Source organism: Pseudomonas sp. B21-047 (genome assembly GCF_024748775.1).
GTDB classification, from domain to species: domain Bacteria; phylum Pseudomonadota; class Gammaproteobacteria; order Pseudomonadales; family Pseudomonadaceae; genus Aquipseudomonas; species Aquipseudomonas capeferrum.
The window spans coordinates 313,756-328,695 of sequence record NZ_CP087169.1; the positions used below are offsets into that span (position 1 = coordinate 313,756).

At 61.8% G+C, this 14,940-nt stretch carries 14 protein-coding genes; 5 read left to right on the top strand and 9 right to left on the bottom strand.

Annotated features, from left to right (window positions below; translation table 11 throughout):
- Positions 1-62 precede the first annotated feature (62 nt).
- Positions 63-833 carry an imidazole glycerol phosphate synthase subunit HisF gene (gene hisF, locus LOY26_RS01385; RefSeq protein WP_033703179.1) on the top strand — a complete coding sequence of 257 codons (771 nt, stop codon included), beginning with the start codon at positions 63-65 and terminating at the stop codon, positions 831-833.
- Between the two features lie 127 nt (positions 834-960).
- Here the strand turns inward: hisF and choV are convergent, their stop codons facing one another.
- The 3 genes from choV to LOY26_RS01400 form a co-directional block, all read right to left on the bottom strand.
- On the bottom strand, positions 961-2,139 hold the full coding sequence (choV, locus tag LOY26_RS01390) for a choline ABC transporter ATP-binding protein (RefSeq protein ID WP_033703178.1): 1,179 nt from the start codon (positions 2,137-2,139) through the stop codon (positions 961-963).
- A complete protein-coding gene (gene choW / locus LOY26_RS01395) occupies positions 2,136-2,984 on the bottom strand; it encodes a choline ABC transporter permease subunit (RefSeq protein WP_177326490.1) in 849 nt (282 codons plus the stop codon). The genes choV and choW overlap by 4 nt, the downstream gene beginning before the upstream one ends.
- Before the next feature lie 81 nt (positions 2,985-3,065).
- Complete coding sequence (locus tag LOY26_RS01400) at positions 3,066-4,013, bottom strand: choline ABC transporter substrate-binding protein (protein ID WP_033703176.1); 948 nt, start codon at positions 4,011-4,013, stop codon at positions 3,066-3,068.
- Positions 4,014-4,466: 453 nt separating this feature from the next.
- Here LOY26_RS01400 and LOY26_RS01405 point away from each other — a divergent pair, with 453 nt between their 5' ends.
- The gene (locus LOY26_RS01405) at positions 4,467-5,843 is read left to right on the top strand and encodes an L-serine ammonia-lyase (protein WP_047582955.1); all 1,377 of its coding nucleotides are present in this window, start codon (positions 4,467-4,469) and stop codon (positions 5,841-5,843) included.
- A 393-nt stretch (positions 5,844-6,236) separates the two neighbouring features.
- Positions 6,237-7,343 carry a GlxA family transcriptional regulator gene (locus LOY26_RS01410; RefSeq protein WP_033703174.1) on the top strand — a complete coding sequence of 369 codons (1,107 nt, stop codon included), beginning with the start codon at positions 6,237-6,239 and terminating at the stop codon, positions 7,341-7,343.
- A 67-nt stretch (positions 7,344-7,410) separates the two neighbouring features.
- Here LOY26_RS01410 and LOY26_RS01415 read toward each other — a convergent pair whose 3' ends face one another.
- The gene (locus LOY26_RS01415; RefSeq protein ID WP_033703173.1) at positions 7,411-7,668 is read right to left on the bottom strand and encodes a hypothetical protein; all 258 of its coding nucleotides are present in this window, start codon (positions 7,666-7,668) and stop codon (positions 7,411-7,413) included.
- A gap of 348 nt (positions 7,669-8,016) precedes the next feature.
- Between LOY26_RS01415 and LOY26_RS01420 the strand changes: the two genes are divergently transcribed.
- A complete protein-coding gene (locus LOY26_RS01420; RefSeq protein ID WP_258714317.1) occupies positions 8,017-9,612 on the top strand; it encodes a reprolysin-like metallopeptidase in 1,596 nt (531 codons plus the stop codon).
- A gap of 67 nt (positions 9,613-9,679) precedes the next feature.
- Here LOY26_RS01420 and LOY26_RS01425 read toward each other — a convergent pair whose 3' ends face one another.
- The 4 genes from LOY26_RS01425 to choX all read right to left on the bottom strand — a co-directional run bounded on the left by LOY26_RS01425 (position 9,680) and on the right by choX (position 13,166).
- Entirely contained in the window at positions 9,680-10,144 is a 465-nt protein-coding gene (locus LOY26_RS01425; RefSeq protein WP_258714318.1) for a thioesterase family protein, read from the bottom strand.
- Between the two features lie 10 nt (positions 10,145-10,154).
- Positions 10,155-11,120 (bottom strand): L-carnitine dehydrogenase, encoded by a 966-nt coding sequence (locus LOY26_RS01430; RefSeq protein ID WP_258714319.1) that lies wholly within the window; start codon positions 11,118-11,120, stop codon positions 10,155-10,157.
- Positions 11,121-11,138: 18 nt separating this feature from the next.
- Positions 11,139-12,023 carry a 3-keto-5-aminohexanoate cleavage protein gene (locus LOY26_RS01435; RefSeq protein ID WP_047582960.1) on the bottom strand — a complete coding sequence of 295 codons (885 nt, stop codon included), beginning with the start codon at positions 12,021-12,023 and terminating at the stop codon, positions 11,139-11,141.
- A 198-nt stretch (positions 12,024-12,221) separates the two neighbouring features.
- Positions 12,222-13,166, bottom strand: a complete 945-nt coding sequence (gene choX, locus LOY26_RS01440) for a choline ABC transporter substrate-binding protein (RefSeq protein WP_186661422.1) — start codon at positions 13,164-13,166, stop codon at positions 12,222-12,224.
- A gap of 146 nt (positions 13,167-13,312) precedes the next feature.
- Here choX and LOY26_RS01445 point away from each other — a divergent pair, with 146 nt between their 5' ends.
- On the top strand, positions 13,313-14,257 hold the full coding sequence (locus tag LOY26_RS01445) for a GlxA family transcriptional regulator (RefSeq protein WP_186666162.1): 945 nt from the start codon (positions 13,313-13,315) through the stop codon (positions 14,255-14,257).
- 33 nt (positions 14,258-14,290) lie between these two features.
- Here the strand turns inward: LOY26_RS01445 and LOY26_RS01450 are convergent, their stop codons facing one another.
- Positions 14,291-14,692, bottom strand: a complete 402-nt coding sequence (locus LOY26_RS01450) for a lysozyme inhibitor LprI family protein (protein WP_186661426.1) — start codon at positions 14,690-14,692, stop codon at positions 14,291-14,293.
- Between the last annotated feature and the right edge of the window lie 248 nt (positions 14,693-14,940).

The following is a 14,940-nucleotide window of genomic DNA, read 5'->3' on the forward strand; positions in this document are numbered from 1 at the left end:
CGATAGGCTGTTCTCTTGCAGCTTGAAGCTCGAAGCTTGAAGCTGCCTTTCCAGGAGAAGTCATGGCTTTAGCTAAACGCATCATCCCTTGCCTGGACGTGGACAACGGCCGTGTGGTCAAGGGCGTCAAGTTCGAGAACATCCGTGATGCCGGCGACCCGGTGGAAATCGCCCGTCGCTACAACGAGCAGGGTGCCGACGAAATCACCTTCCTCGACATCACCGCCAGCGTCGATGGCCGCGATACCACGCTGCATACCGTCGAGCGCATGGCCAGCCAGGTGTTCATCCCGCTGACCGTGGGCGGTGGCGTGCGCACTGTGCAGGACATCCGTAACCTGCTCAACGCCGGTGCCGACAAGGTCTCGATCAACACCGCCGCAGTGTTCAACCCGGAGTTCGTGGGCGAGGCGGCAGACCGTTTCGGTTCGCAGTGCATCGTGGTCGCCATCGATGCCAAGAAGGTGTCCGCACCCGGTGAAGCACCGCGCTGGGAAATCTTCACCCACGGCGGGCGCAAGCCGACCGGGTTGGATGCCGTGGAGTGGGCGAAGAAGATGGAAGGCCTGGGTGCCGGCGAGATCCTGCTGACCAGCATGGACCAGGACGGCATGAAGAACGGCTTTGACCTGGGGGTTACCCGGGCCATCAGCGATGCGCTGGGGATTCCGGTGATTGCTTCGGGTGGGGTGGGTAACCTGCAGCACCTGGCTGACGGGATTGTGGAAGGGCATGCCAGTGCGGTGCTGGCGGCCAGTATCTTCCACTTTGGCGAGTACACGGTGCCGGAGGCCAAGGCCTACATGGCTTCGCGCGGGATCGTCGTTCGCTGATCCATTGATTGGGGCTGCTTTGCAGCCCATTCGCGGGGCAAGCCCGCTCCCACAGGTTCATGAGCAGCGCAGTCCCTGTAGGCGCGGCCTTGCGTCGCGAAAGGGCCGCACAGCGGCCCCAACAGCATCACCCGTGGTTCTTGCCCAACAACGCGTGATAAAGCTCGGTATCCCCAAGAATCCCCACCACCTTGTCGTTATCCTGCAGCACCAGCTTGTTGCCCGTCTGATAACGAATCTGCAGCGCCTCACGCATGCCGATATCGGCGTGCACCACCGTAGGCCTGCGCTCCAGCAGTTCTACATTCTGCCCTGGCGCCCAATTCTGCATATCCAGGCCGTTCTGGCCTTGGCGTGCACGTTTGAGCAAGCCGCCTTCGCCAATGTCCAGCCATGAGTCGATACCCGGGTCCAGGCACACCGACCCATTGACCCGTTTGCAGTTGTCCAGGCTGCGCATCAGGCTGCGCCCGCACAGCACGTTGAGCGGGTTGGTGTGGGCAACGAAGGTGCGCACATAGTCGTCCGCGGGGTTGAGCACGATCTCCTCGGGCTTGCTGTACTGGATGATCCGGCCGTCCTTCATGATCGCGATACGGCTGCCCAGTTTCAGCGCTTCGTCCAGGTCGTGGCTGACGAACACGATGGTCTTGTTCAGCTTGCGTTGCAGCTCCAGCAGTTCGTCCTGCAGGCCCTGGCGGATCAGCGGGTCGAGCGCCGAGAACGGTTCGTCCATCAGCAGGATGTCGGCATCCATCGCCAGCGCCCGGGCCAGGCCCACACGCTGCTGCATGCCACCCGACAGCTCATCGGGCTTCTTGTTGCGCCATTGGGTCAGGCCCACCAGTTCGAGCTTCTCGTCAACCAGCTTGCGCCGCTCCTTCTCTGGGCGGCCCTGCATCTCCAGGCCAAAGCTGATGTTCTCGCGCACGGTCAGCCAGGGCATCAGGGCGAACTTCTGGAACACCATGGCGATGCGCTTGGTGCGCATCATCTTCAGCTCTGCCGGGGTGCAGTGGGCAATGTCGATGTGCTTGCCTTCATGCTCGACGAACAGCTTGCCGCGGCTGACGGTGTTCAGGCCGTTGATGCAGCGCAGCAGGCTCGACTTGCCCGAACCGGACAAGCCCATGAGCACGCAGATCTCGCCTTTCTCGATGTCCAGGTTGGCTTTTTCGACACCCACCACCAGGCCGGTCTGCTTGAGGATCTGCTCACGGGTCTTGCCCTGGTCGAGCAGCGAAAGTGCCTCGCGCGGTTTATTGGAGAAGATGACGTCGACGTCTTCGAAACGAATGATGCTCATGCTTCACCCCTTACCGTGACTTCCGGTTGCTTGCAGATACGGTCGAGCATGATCGCCAGCAGCACGATCGCCAGGCCCGCTTCGAAGCCCAGGGAGATATCGGCGGTGTTCAGTGCGTTGACCACAGGTTTGCCCAGGCCATCGGCGCCCACCAGGGCCGCGATCACCACCATCGACAGCGACAGCATGATGCACTGGGTCACACCGGCGGCGATGCTCGGCATCGCGTGCGGCAGTTCGATGCGGGTCAGCAGCTGGCGGCGCGAGCAGCCAAAGGCCTTGCCGGCGTCGAGCAGCTCTTGTGGCACATCGCAGATGCCCAGGTAGGTGAGGCGAATCGGCGCGGCAATGGCGAACACCACCGTCGAGATCAGCCCCGGGACCACGCCCAGGCCGAACAGGGTCAGGGTCGGGATCAGGTAAACGAAGGTTGGCACCGTCTGCATCAGGTCGAGCACCGGGCGCATGGCGGTATAGAACATCGGTTTATGCGCGGCGAGGATGCCCAGCGGCACACCGAAGGCCACGCAGACCACCGTGGCGAATGTCACCTGCGCCAGGGTTTCCATGGTCTCCTGCCAGTAGCCCAGGTTGAGGATCAGCAGGAACGACAGGGCGACGAATGCGGTCAGCGCCCACTTGCGCTGGATGAGGTGCGCCAGGGCGGCGAACAGGGCGATGAGGACGAATGGGTTGAACCAGGTCAGGGCGCTGGTGACGCCATGAATCATGAACTCCAGGCCTTGCGCGATGGCATCGAAGTAATCGGCGCCATTCTGGGTCAGCCATTCGACGAACGACGCGATGTACTGGCCCAGGGGTATTTTCTGATCGATAAGCATGATAGCGAGCTTCCACCTGCAAAGATTGAAATCAGTCCGGGGCGGGCACGGTCCCGCCCCGAGGTAGCGCTATTGCGTGGTTCGTTATTGCGCGAGCTTGGCCTTGGCCGCCTCAAGGCCGGGTTTGCCATCAACGGTGGTCACGCCGGCCAGCCAGGTATCCAGCTTGCCGGGGTTGTCTTTGAGCCACTTCTTGGCGGCTGCTTCGGGTTTCATCTTGTCGTCCAGGACATAGCCCATCATGGTGCTTTCATCCTTGAGCTCGAACGACAGGTTCTTGAGCAGTTGGCCAACGTTGCTGCATTCCTGCACGTAGCCCTTGCGGGTGTTGGTCAATACGGTTGCCTTGCCGAAATCGGGGCCAAAGTAGTCGTCCCCGCCGGTCAGGTACTGCATCTTGAAGCGGGTGTTCATCGGGTGCGGTTCCCAGCCCAGGAACACCAACGACTCGCCACGTTTCTGCGCCCGGTCAACCTGCGACAGCATGCCTGCTTCGCTGGATTGCACGATCTTGAAACCGGCGTCCTTCAGGCCGAAGGCGTTCTTGTCGATCATGCTCTGGATGGTGCGGTTGCCGTCGTTGCCTGGTTCGATGCCGTAGATCTTGCCGTCCAGTTCCTGCTTGAACTTGGGGATGTCGGCAAAATCCTTCAGGCCCTTGTCGTACAGCGCCTGGGGTACGGCCAGGGTGTACTTGGCGTTTTCCAGGTTGGCGCGCACGGTCTCGACGGTGCCGGCGTCGCGGTACTGCTTGATGTCGTTCTCCATGGTCGGCATCCAGTTGCCGAGAAACACGTCCAGGTCCTTGCCGGTGGCCAGCGACTTGTAGGTCACCGGTACCGAGATCATGGTGGTGTGGGTCTTGTAACCCAGGGCTTCGAGCACAACGCTTGTGGTGGCTGTCGTCACGGTGATGTCGGTCCAGCCGACATCGGAAAAACGTACCGTCTGGCACTGCTCAGGCTCGGCGGCCTGGGCCAGTATCGGTGCGGACAACAACGCAACCAGCAACAGCGAGGGTGAACCTTTCATGGATGGACTCCTGAGATTTTGTCTTCGGGTTCGCATGGGTCGCCGGGCTTTCTGAAGGTCCGGTCGACCAGGCCTGCAGAGGGCAGGTTGCGTGGCCGTGCTTTACGAGTCGCTTTCGATAATCCTCCAGCGCCGGGCAATCGCCTACTGGTGGGGTCGTATCCAGTACGCAACGGGTCGTATCCAGTACGGGCGATGTCGCATATGGATTTTTCCACCCCCTCGGCCGCGTTTTTGCGTCACCCGGCCACTGGAAAGCGGCGTAATGGTGGCAGCACCTCAGGTAAAAACAGCGCGGCGCAGCTGGACAAAAGTACGTCGGTTGCAGACGGCGAGGGGGTAGGCAAAAGCCCGATGATGCGTGCATACATGGCGGCTCGCAGCTTCAGCCTAGCAGTTGCCCCGCCCTGCGCATGGCGCGCAGAGACAAGCCCAGCAAGAGGTGATTCGACAATGGCCATCAGCGTGTTCGACCTGTTCAAGATCGGTGTCGGGCCTTCCAGCTCCCACACCGTCGGCCCCATGCGTGCTGGCGCTCTGTTTGTCCAGGGGCTGCGTGAGCGCGGCGAACTGGAACAGGTCAAGCGCATCGAGGTGCGGCTCTACGGTTCACTCTCGGCCACCGGCATCGGCCACGGCACCGACAACGCCACCATCATGGGCCTGATGGGCGACTGGCCTGACGCCATCGACCCGACCCAGATCGTCCCACGCATTGCCGACCTGCGCGAAACCAACACCCTGCTGCTGGACGGCCGCCTGCCCATCGAGTTCGTCTGGGCCCGCGACATGCTGCTGCTGGACGAGAACCTGCCGTACCACCCCAATGCCATGACCCTGGTCGCCGAGGGCGCGCAGGGCGAGCTGCACCGTGACACCTACTACTCGGTAGGTGGCGGTTTCGTGGTGGATGCCGCCCAGGCCGCCAGTGGCGTGCTGGATGCCGACCAGACGGTGTTGCCTTACGATTTCAACAGCGCCGACGAGCTGCTGCGGCTGTGCAAGCAAAACGACCTCAGCGTGTCGCAATTGATGATGGCCAACGAGAAGGTCTGGCGCACCGAGGCAGAGATCCACGCCGGCCTGCGCACGCTCTGGCAAGCCATGCAGGACTGCGTCAGCAACGGCTTGAAGTACGAAGGCACGCTGCCCGGTGGCCTCAACGTACGCCGCCGCGCCGCCAAGCTGCACCGCAGTTTGCAGGAGGTCGGCAAACCTAATGTAATCGGCTCGACGCTGAGCGCCATGGAGTGGGTCAACCTGTTCGCCCTGGCGGTCAACGAAGAGAACGCCGCCGGCGGGCGCATGGTCACCGCGCCTACCAACGGGGCGGCCGGCATCATCCCGGCAGTGTTGCACTACTACATGCGCTTCAGTGATGCGGTGGATGAGTCGAGTGTGACCGACTTCTTCCTCGGGGCCGCAGCGGTGGGCATCCTGTGCAAGAAGAACGCTTCGATTTCCGGTGCCGAAGTCGGCTGCCAGGGCGAGGTCGGTTCGGCGTGCGCCATGGCTGCTGCAGGCCTTGCCCAAGTGTTGGGGGCCACGCCGGCACAACTGGAAAACGCCGCCGAAATCGCCCTGGAACACAACCTTGGGCTGACCTGCGACCCGGTCGGTGGCCTGGTGCAGGTGCCGTGCATCGAGCGCAACGCGATTGCTGCGGTGAAGGCAATCAACGCGGTGCAGATGGCTCTGCGCGGCGACGGCGAACACTTCATTTCGCTCGACCAGGTAATCCGCACCATGCGCGATACGGGTGCCGACATGCACGACAAGTACAAAGAGACTTCGCGTGGCGGCCTGGCCGTCAGCGCGATCGAATGCTGATGCGCTAATCTCGCTCTGATGGCAGCACGACGCCCCGTTATGGGGCGTTTGTGTATGACCGGCCGTCAGATGTCGCGATGAGTGTGGGCATTGTCGGTGACACTTAAGAGTGTCGTTTCTGGGTAACCCCCGGGGCATCTGTCACCAAAGTGCTCAGCAGTTACACGTAGCACGCCTAGTACGCCGGTTCTGGAAGTTTGACCGGCGTGATCGAAGGGCCTGATTTGCCTGATGAAGGCGTCGTTTTCAGGTTTTTTCGGATAGCCGTTCAAGTTCCGGCACGGCGTTTGCGTTGTGTTTGGTTACAAGCCCCTGCAACACGAAACAGGGGCCATAACAAGAAATCAGTGCCCGCCTGAGGCACACCCTGCATTTGTGTGAGGAGAAATCGCGATGACGTCGTACACCTCCGGGACCCCAACCCAGAACCGCACAGCCCCCCAGTCCATCGGGTTTCTTCTACTGGACAACTTCACCCTCATTTCCCTGGCATCGGCCGTCGAGCCGCTGCGCATGGCCAACCAGCTTTCTGGCCGCGAGCTTTACCGCTGGCACACCCTGACCGTCGATGGCGGCCAGGTCTGGGCCAGCGATGGCCTGCAGATCACCCCCGATGCGGCCATGCACAGCGCACCGCCAATCGACACGGTGATCGTCTGCGGTGGCGTCGGCATTCAGCGCACCGTCACCCGTGAACACGTCACCTGGCTACAGGCGCAGGCCCGTCAGTCGCGTCGCCTGGGCGCCGTGTGCACCGGCAGTTGGGCACTGGCCTGCGCCGGGCTGCTCGACGGTTTCGATTGCAGCGTGCACTGGGAATGCCTGGCGGCCATGCAGGAGGCCTACCCGCGGGTGAACATGAGCACCCGTTTGTTCACCCTCGACCGTAACCGCTTCACCAGCTCTGGCGGCACCGCGCCGCTGGACATGATGCTGCACCTGATCAGCCGCGATCACGGCCGTGAGCTGTCGGCGGCGATTTCCGAGATGTTCGTCTACGAGCGCATTCGCAACGAGCAGGATCACCAGCGTGTGCCGCTCAAGCACATGCTCGGCACCAACCAGCCGAAGCTGCAGGAAATCGTCGCGCTGATGGAGGCCAACCTCGAAGAGCCGATCGACCTCGACGAATTGGCGGTGTATGTGGCGGTGTCGCGGCGCCAGCTCGAGCGGTTGTTCCAGAAGTACCTGCACTGCTCGCCGTCGCGCTACTACCTGAAGCTGCGCCTGATCCGCGCACGGCAGTTGCTCAAGCAGACGCCGATGTCGATCATCGAAGTGGCTTCGGTGTGCGGCTTTGTCTCCACGCCGCACTTCTCCAAGTGCTACCGCGAGTACTTTGGCATCCCGCCGCGTGATGAGCGCGTGGGCTCCAACACGGCCCAGCAGGTAGCGATGATGCCGATCCCGCAGGCCTTGACCTTGGCACCGCATAGCGGCCCGTTGGCGGCTTTGAGCCAGGCGCGCAACGAGTCGACGTTTGCCAGTGTAAGGCTCTGATACGGCACCGGCCCCTTCGCGTCGAATCGCCGCGAAGGGGCCGGTAGAGACCCTGCAAAGTGATGTTTCAGCCCCGGTTGTTGAAGCTCGCCAATGCTGGCAATAGCTGTTTATCGATCGCCTGGCGCACCGCCGGCAGGATCGTTGCGCTCCCGGTATACATCTGCTCGACCATGCCCTTCAGCGCCCGTGCATTAGGCTCGGTCAAACCGCGCACCACCGCCTCGCAAGCCTGCTCGGCACTGGCCCCGGCGGGAATCTCGAAACCGCGCGCGCGCAAGTGGCCGGCGAGGTCGTCCTGATCAATCAAATCCGCATGCATCATGGCTGTTGTCCCTTTTATCGCTAAGAGAGTGCTGCTGTGATTTACGACCGATTCTGTGTCCCCTGCGACAGGGCCGCAACCACAGAATGTCGGCATGACTGCTTTGGCTAAGAACAGGTCGTTTACGGCTAAATCTCCCCGCCATGAAGTGCGCACACTCAAGCCATCTACCGCAACGGAGGGTTTGGTCACCCTCGCTCGTTCACAGTGGATGTTGCTCGCTCTTGGCCCCGGATGCTCACGGCTTTCCGGGGTTATTTTTTTCCAGCGAGCTGACAAATTTGCTAGTTGTCGGGCCCGCCAAATACCCCCTAAATGTTGCCAACTCTCACGCATCGAGGTGGCGTCATGAACACAGGGTTTTGTGCAGCGTTGTTAATGGTGCTGAGTACTTCGTTATTGGCAGGCTGCGTTTCTTCTTCCGCTCCGATCACGACGCCCGAAACCCAATCCCCTCTGTTGTTCGAAGTGGCCTCAGACGATCTGCAAACGCTCCAGAAGGCACCTGGCATCTATCCCTCTCTGGCCATGTTGCTGAACGACCCGTCTACTCAGCAAGTCCAGGCCATCAAGGTCAATGCTTCCTTGATATCCGCCCACACCAGGACGTTGCGCGTTCCGGTGGGCAACGACAAGACGATAGAGTTCACCTTGAGGCGTGCTGATCCGCCAGCCCCAGGTATGTCGGGTTGGGTAGGTGATGTGTCAACGCAACGCAGTCAGGCTGCCACTTCCAGCTCGGGTGTTGATTTTGACCCTTTCACCTGGATATCTCTGGTCCGTCAGGGTGATCAACTGGTAGGCACCTTGCATGTGGACGGGCAGCTGTATCGTTTGGAGTCTGTGGGGGCTGGGCATCATGTTTTGGTCAAGGTAGATGAGGCCAAATTGCCGCCTGAAACCGATGCTACTGCAAACTTGGATAATCGGGTTCTGGGTGAGTCCGTGGGCAAGCCGGCGCAATCAGCGCACAGCGTAATTCGTGTGCTTTTTTTCACCACCAATGAGCGCCGCAGGGTAACGCCCACCTACAGAGCGCAATTGGCGCAGGGCATGCAGAACGCAAATCAGGCGATGATCAATTCTCGGGTTCCGATTACCTTTGAAATTGCAGGCTTTATTGACCCCGATTACGCCGAAGGCAATAAAACGGGGATAGAGCAGTTTGCAGACTTCAGGACCGCCGGTCGTGAATTGAACCGACAGGTTGTGACCGCACGCGAACGCCTCCGTGCCGATTTGGTAAGTTTATATACGTCTTACGCCGGGACAGGTGGCGAAGTCGCCGGCGGCGGTTACTCTATCGTAGGCCACCCGCAGGTACTGGCTCATGAATTCGGTCACCATTTGGGCGCTGGGCATGGCTGGGGGGGCAACCCAGGCGCTGGCTACAATCATGGTTATGCTCATGACAATCCGAAATTTCATACGATCATGGTGACGACCTGGGGCGCAATTCCCTATTTTTCCAACCCCAGGCTTTATTACGACGGCGTGAGGATGGGGACGTTCGAACATCATGATGTCGCACGGGTTTTCAACGAGCGCAGAGAAGCGGTCGAGAATACCTATCCGCCGATGCCGGTCGTTGACGTTCAGGTAACCGTATTTGATAACTTTAATATGCAAGGTGACCGTTGCGCGTTCGCGTTACCTGCAGGGGTCCGTACCACGTTAATTGCGAACGCCTGTGGCTTGGCTTGGAATTACAAGGTTCGTTCGCTCAGCGTGCGCAACTTCACGCCGGGAAAGACCCTGCGGGTCGGTAACGCGTTCGCCTGGCATACCTATGTGAGTCACTATTATATAGGTGACTTCGATATTCGTTCACTCTCCAGGGATGGCCAGGAGGTCCCGGAGGGGATGGACATAGTGCCCTACCCTAATGACCTGCAGCGCAAAGTGACGCGGATTGAACTCCTGGAAGGCAGGGCTTCCAAGTGAGTCCACACGCGCCGTGTCCGGCAGGCCACACTTCAATCACGCCGCGACCTTCGCGGTAACAACGCCCTTACAAGTGTATGGCTCTACCGACAAAATCAGCAGGGGGGGCATCGTGTTGTTGCCCTACCAGGGTATGTAGTGAAGCAATGCTGTTATCGCCAAAAGGGGCCGCTTTCGGCCCCGCCAGGTCCACATGCAACAGCATCTGCTCGCTGGCCGCCAACGCCTCGTCAAACCCCGCCCTGTGCAAGCTGTGGTACAGGTGCAGGCGCTTTTTATCGAAGCCGATGATCTGCGTCTGCACCCATACGTCGGTACCGAGCTTTACCTCATGCAGGTAATTGATGTGCGCTTCGAGGGTGAACAATGAATGCCCACTTTGGCCTCGCGCATCGGCGTCCAGGCCGATGTGCTCCATCAGCGCATCGGTGGCATAGCTGAAGATCAACAGGTAATAGGCATCGCGCAGGTGCCCGTTGTAATCGACCCAGTCCTCCTGGACTGGGGTGAGGTAGGTGATCAGTGCGGGCATTGCTTGCTCCTCAATCGCCAAAGGCCATGCCATGTGCGGCCTTGCTGGTCTTCACTGCCTCCAGCACTGCCAGCAGGGTGTCATCACGATAGCGCTCCAGCGCGGCGATGCTGCGCTCGCCTAACTGCTCCGAGGTACCGTCCACTACATCGTCGATCAGTTTGTCGGTCAGCTCCGGTGCCGGCAGGTAGGTCCACGGCAGTTGCAGGGCGGGGCCGAACTGGGCCATGAAGTGACGCATGCCGGCGTCGCCACCGGCCAGGGTGTAGGTCAGGAAGGTGCCCATGAACGACCAGCGCAGGCCGGCGCCAAAGCGGATGGCATCGTCGATCTCGCCGGTGGTCGCCACGCCGTCGTTGACCAGGTGCAGCGCCTCGCGCCACAGCGCTTCGAGCAGGCGGTCGGCGATAAAACCGGGCACTTCCTTGCGCACATGCAGCGGGCGCATGCCCAGGGCGGTGTAGATGGTTTTCGCCGCCTCGATCGCCTCTGGCGCGGTGTCGCTGCCACCGACGATTTCTACCAATGGCAGCAGGTACACCGGGTTGAACGGGTGGCCGACCACGCAACGTTCGGGGTGGGTCGAGGACTCATAGAATTCGCTGGGTAGCAGCCCCGAAGTACTGGAGCCGATGATCGCGTTCGGCTTGGCCGCCGCGCTGATCTTGGCGTGCAGGTCGAGCTTGAGGTCCAGGCGTTCTGGGGCGCTTTCCTGGATGAAATCGGCATCGCGCACGCACGCCTCGATGGTGCTGACGAACTTCAATCGATCTTGCGATGCACCCGGTGCCAGGCCTTGTTTTTCCAGCGCCGGCCAGGCGTTGGCGATGCGCTGGCGCAGGGCCTGTTCGGCGCCCGGTGCCGGGTCCCAGGCGACCACATCGAGCCCGTGGGCGAGGGCGCGGGCAACCCAGCCGCTGCCGATCACGCCACTGCCCAGGGCGGCGAAGGTGTTGATCTTGGTGATGAATGGCATATCGGTCTCCAGAGCGGATCAGCGGCGTTCGAGGTTCATTTTTGCCCGGCCCTCGGCCGGGGTCAGGACACGGGCGCCGAGGCGGGAGATGATCTCCACCGCGCGTTCGACCAGTTGGCCGTTGCTGGCCAGTACGCCGCGGTCCAGGTACAGGTTGTCTTCCAGCCCAACGCGCACGTTGCCGCCGAGCAGCACGGCCTGGGCCGCCATCGGCATCTGCATGCGGCCGATGCCGAAGCCGGCCCAAGTGACGTTGGCGGGCAGGTTGTCGACCATGGCCTTCATGGTCGTGGTGTCTGCCGGTGCGCCCCACGGGATGCCCAGGCACAGCTGGAACAACGGGTCTTCGAGCAGGCCTTCCTTGATCATCTGCTTGGCGAACCACAGGTGGCCGGTGTCGAAGATTTCCAGTTCGGCCTTCACGCCCAGTTCGGTAATGCGCTTGGCCCCAGCGCGCAGCTGCGCAGGGGTGGAAACATAAATGGAATTGCCATCGCCGAAGTTGAGCGTGCCGCAGTCGAGCGTGCAGATTTCCGGTAGCAGGGCTTCGACATGGGCCAGGCGTTCCAGCGGGCCGATCAGGTCGGTGCCAGGGCCAAATTCCATGGGCGATTCGCCCGGGCCGATTTCCAGGTCGCCGCCCATGCCGGCGGTAAGGTTGACGATGATGTCCACGTCGGCTTCGCGGATGCGTTCCATGACTTCGCGGTAGAGGTTCACGTCGCGGCTGAAGCGACCGGTTTGCGGGTCGCGGACGTGGCAGTGGACCACGGTGGCGCCGGCTTTTGCGGCTTCTACGGCGGACTCGGCGATCTGTTTGGGCGTGACCGGGACCAGGTGGCTTTTGGCGGCGGTGTCGCCGGCGCCGGTGAGGGCGCAGGTGATGATGACGTCGTGGTTCATGGCGGTTCCTTGTTATATCTGGGTAACAGGATCTCTGTAGGAGCGGCCTTGTGTCGCGAAAGGACTGCGTAGCAGCCCCAGGGTCTATGCGGCGTGCAGAATCCTGGGGCCGCTTTGCGGCCCTTTCGCGACACAAGGCCGCTCCTACACCGACCGGTTTGACCTGTCAGTGGGGGCTATCGGCGAGAAAGGGCCGCATCAGTTGGCAGTAAGCTTGAGGTTGTCCGCCGCCGGCTTGCCGTCGAAGGTGGTCACACCCTCAAGCCAGCGGGCCTTGTCTTCAGGGTGGTCCTTGAGCCACTGGCGGGCCGACGCCAGTGCATCCTTGTGGTCGAGCAGCGGTTGCATCATGCGGCTCTCGTCCTCGGCGCTGAACGTCAGGTTGGCCAGCAGGCGGTGGGCGTTGGGGCAGCGCTCGGCGTAGTCCGGCGCGGTCACCGTCCACACCGTGGCCCGGCCTTCGTCAGGGCCGAGTGCGCCTTGGCTCTCACCCAGGTAGGCCATGTCGATATTCACGTTCATCGGGTGCGGCGCCCAGCCGAAAAACACCACCGCCTCCTTGCGCCGCACGGCGCGGTCGACCGCAGCGAGCATGCCGGCTTCGCTGGACTCGACCAGCTGGAACTTGCCCAGGCCGAACTGGTTCTTGGCGATCATCGCCTTGATCTGGGTATTGGCGCCCGAGCCCGGCTCGATGCCGTAGATTTTTCCACCCAGCTCCTTTTCGAACTTGTGGATGTCGGCGAAGTTCTTCAAACCCTTGTCGGCCAGGTATTTGGGCACTGCCAGGGTTGCCCGGGCATCTTCCAGGCTCGGCTTGTCGAGCACCTTCACCTGCTTGGCGTCGATGAACGGGGTGATGGTCTGGGTCATGATCGGGTTCCAGTAACCCAGGAACATATCCAGGCGTTTGTCGCGGATACCGGCAAAGATGATCTGCTGCGAAGCGCTGGTCTGCTTGGTCTGGTAACCCAGGCCGTCGAGCAGCACCTGGGCCATGGCGCTGGTGGCGATGACGTCGGTCCAGTTGACCACGCCCAGGCGCACGTTCTGGCAGGCGGCGGGCTCGGCGGCAAAAAGCGGGGTAGAGGCGATGCTGCTCACGGCAAGGGTCAACAGGCTGCGGCGGATCAAGCTGTGCATGGTGGCTCTCCATCGGCAGTGCATATTGTTATGGTGGGCGGCCTCTGCGGACCGTTTGCTTAAACTACGCCGCTGGCGGGGTGGAAAATCGCACCCTGGCGACCAACACTTGCACCCTGGCGACCACCTCTCTTGTGGAGCATTCAATGGCGGATACCATTCACTTCCTGCTGCTGCCGGGGTTCTCGGCGATGGGCTTCATCAGTGCCCTGGAGCCGCTGCGCGTGGCCAACCGCTTTCGCGGCCCGTTGTATCGCTGGTGCGTGCTCAGCTTGGACGGCGGGGCGGTGCAGGCCAGCAATGGGATGTCGGTGAACGCCGATGCGGCGCTGGGCGCTGGTGAGGCGGGCGCCATTGTGCTGATCGTCGCCGGTTTCGAGCCGTTGGCCTGCTTCGGCCCGCCACTGCAGCAGGCGCTACGCCGTCTGGATCACGAGGGGGTCATCCTTGGCGGTATCGATACCGGTGCGGTGGTGCTGGCCGAGGCCGGCCTGCTCGACGGCCACCGGGCCACGGTGCACTGGGAGGCGCTGGAAGCCTTCAAGGAGCGCTACCCGAGCCTGCAGGCGACCCAGGAGCTGTTCGAGATCGACAGGCGGCGTATCACCTGTGCCGGCGGCACTGCCTCGATCGACCTGATGCTCGACCTGATTGCGCAGGCACACGGCAGTGAGTTGGCGGTGCAGGTGTCGGAGCAGTTCGTGCTCGGGCGTATCCGCCCGCGACAGGACCACCAGCGCATGCAGATCGCCAGCCGTTATGGCATCAGCAACAAGAAGCTGGTGAAGGTGATCGGCGAGATGGAGCGCAACACTGAGCAGCCGCTCAATACCCAACTGCTGGCCGATGCCGTGCAGGTGACGCGGCGCCAGTTGGAGCGGCTGTTTCGCCTGCACCTGGATGACACGCCCAGTGGCTTTTACCTGCGCTTGCGGCTGGACAAGGCGCGGCAGCTGTTGCGCCAGACCGACATGAGCGTGCTGGAGGTGGGGGTGGCGTGCGGGTTCGAGTCGGCGTCGTACTTTACCCGCTGTTACCGCGCGCGGTACCAGCGCTGCCCGCGGGAGGATCGGTTGGCCCGGGTGGTTTGAGGGTTGTCATACCGGCCTTTTCGCGGGGCAGGTTTACTGCTGGCCAACGGACTGCAAATACTCCGACCGGTCATCACTGCGCTGCGCCACGCAGGTATTCCACGCTGCCTCGAACGCTTTGCTGCCAGGCTTTTCGGCATAGGTCTCGACCTTGCAATCAGCATCGCGCAGCTGCGCCCACAGCTTTTCTGCCGCCTCCATGCGCCCGACCAAGGCGGTGGCCTGGTCGGCTTCGTCGGCATACTGGTCGCGAATGCGCTGGGTCAGGTCATCGTAAGCCGACTTCAGCTCACGCTCGGCGGTCTGCTTGTTGAACGCCGCACACGCGTAGCTCTGCTGGTCGGTCTCGACGTTGTCGCAGGGGGTGCTCTCTTCCTCACCGGCCTGGGCGCCCGAAACGACGGCCAGCAGTACCAGCCATGCCATTGATTTCATCCTTTTCTCCTCAACAGGCTGACGAATCGCAGGGATTCTCGCTCAGCCGAAGGCGACGTGGTAGCTCCCTGACGAAATGTTCATGAAAGCCTCGAACATGTCGTTATCGAGACTGTCTCTCATCGCCAGACAGCGCCGCAGAGCGCCTGTTGTCGCGCATTGACGCTTTCGGCAAACCCCCTGTCGTTTTTGCATCGGGGCGCCTCGGGCCGCAGGCATATGCTGGCCCCAAAGCGCCGGCACATGCT

What these genes read in the sequence shown, in the direction of transcription:
- hisF (WP_033703179.1), top strand. Translation starts at nt 63, where the DNA reads ATGGCTTTAGCTAAACGCATCATCCCTTGCCTGGACGTGGACAACGGC.
- choV (WP_033703178.1), bottom strand. Translation starts at nt 2,139, where the DNA reads ATGAGCATCATTCGTTTCGAAGACGTCGACGTCATCTTCTCCAATAAA.
- LOY26_RS01400 (WP_033703176.1), bottom strand. Translation starts at nt 4,013, where the DNA reads ATGAAAGGTTCACCCTCGCTGTTGCTGGTTGCGTTGTTGTCCGCACCG.
- LOY26_RS01405 (WP_047582955.1), top strand. Translation starts at nt 4,467, where the DNA reads ATGGCCATCAGCGTGTTCGACCTGTTCAAGATCGGTGTCGGGCCTTCC.
- LOY26_RS01410 (WP_033703174.1), top strand. Translation starts at nt 6,237, where the DNA reads ATGACGTCGTACACCTCCGGGACCCCAACCCAGAACCGCACAGCCCCC.
- LOY26_RS01415 (WP_033703173.1), bottom strand. Translation starts at nt 7,668, where the DNA reads ATGATGCATGCGGATTTGATTGATCAGGACGACCTCGCCGGCCACTTG.
- LOY26_RS01420 (WP_258714317.1), top strand. Translation starts at nt 8,017, where the DNA reads ATGAACACAGGGTTTTGTGCAGCGTTGTTAATGGTGCTGAGTACTTCG.
- LOY26_RS01425 (WP_258714318.1), bottom strand. Translation starts at nt 10,144, where the DNA reads ATGCCCGCACTGATCACCTACCTCACCCCAGTCCAGGAGGACTGGGTC.
- LOY26_RS01430 (WP_258714319.1), bottom strand. Translation starts at nt 11,120, where the DNA reads ATGCCATTCATCACCAAGATCAACACCTTCGCCGCCCTGGGCAGTGGC.
- LOY26_RS01435 (WP_047582960.1), bottom strand. Translation starts at nt 12,023, where the DNA reads ATGAACCACGACGTCATCATCACCTGCGCCCTCACCGGCGCCGGCGAC.
- choX (WP_186661422.1), bottom strand. Translation starts at nt 13,166, where the DNA reads ATGCACAGCTTGATCCGCCGCAGCCTGTTGACCCTTGCCGTGAGCAGC.
- LOY26_RS01445 (WP_186666162.1), top strand. Translation starts at nt 13,313, where the DNA reads ATGGCGGATACCATTCACTTCCTGCTGCTGCCGGGGTTCTCGGCGATG.
- LOY26_RS01450 (WP_186661426.1), bottom strand. Translation starts at nt 14,692, where the DNA reads ATGAAATCAATGGCATGGCTGGTACTGCTGGCCGTCGTTTCGGGCGCC.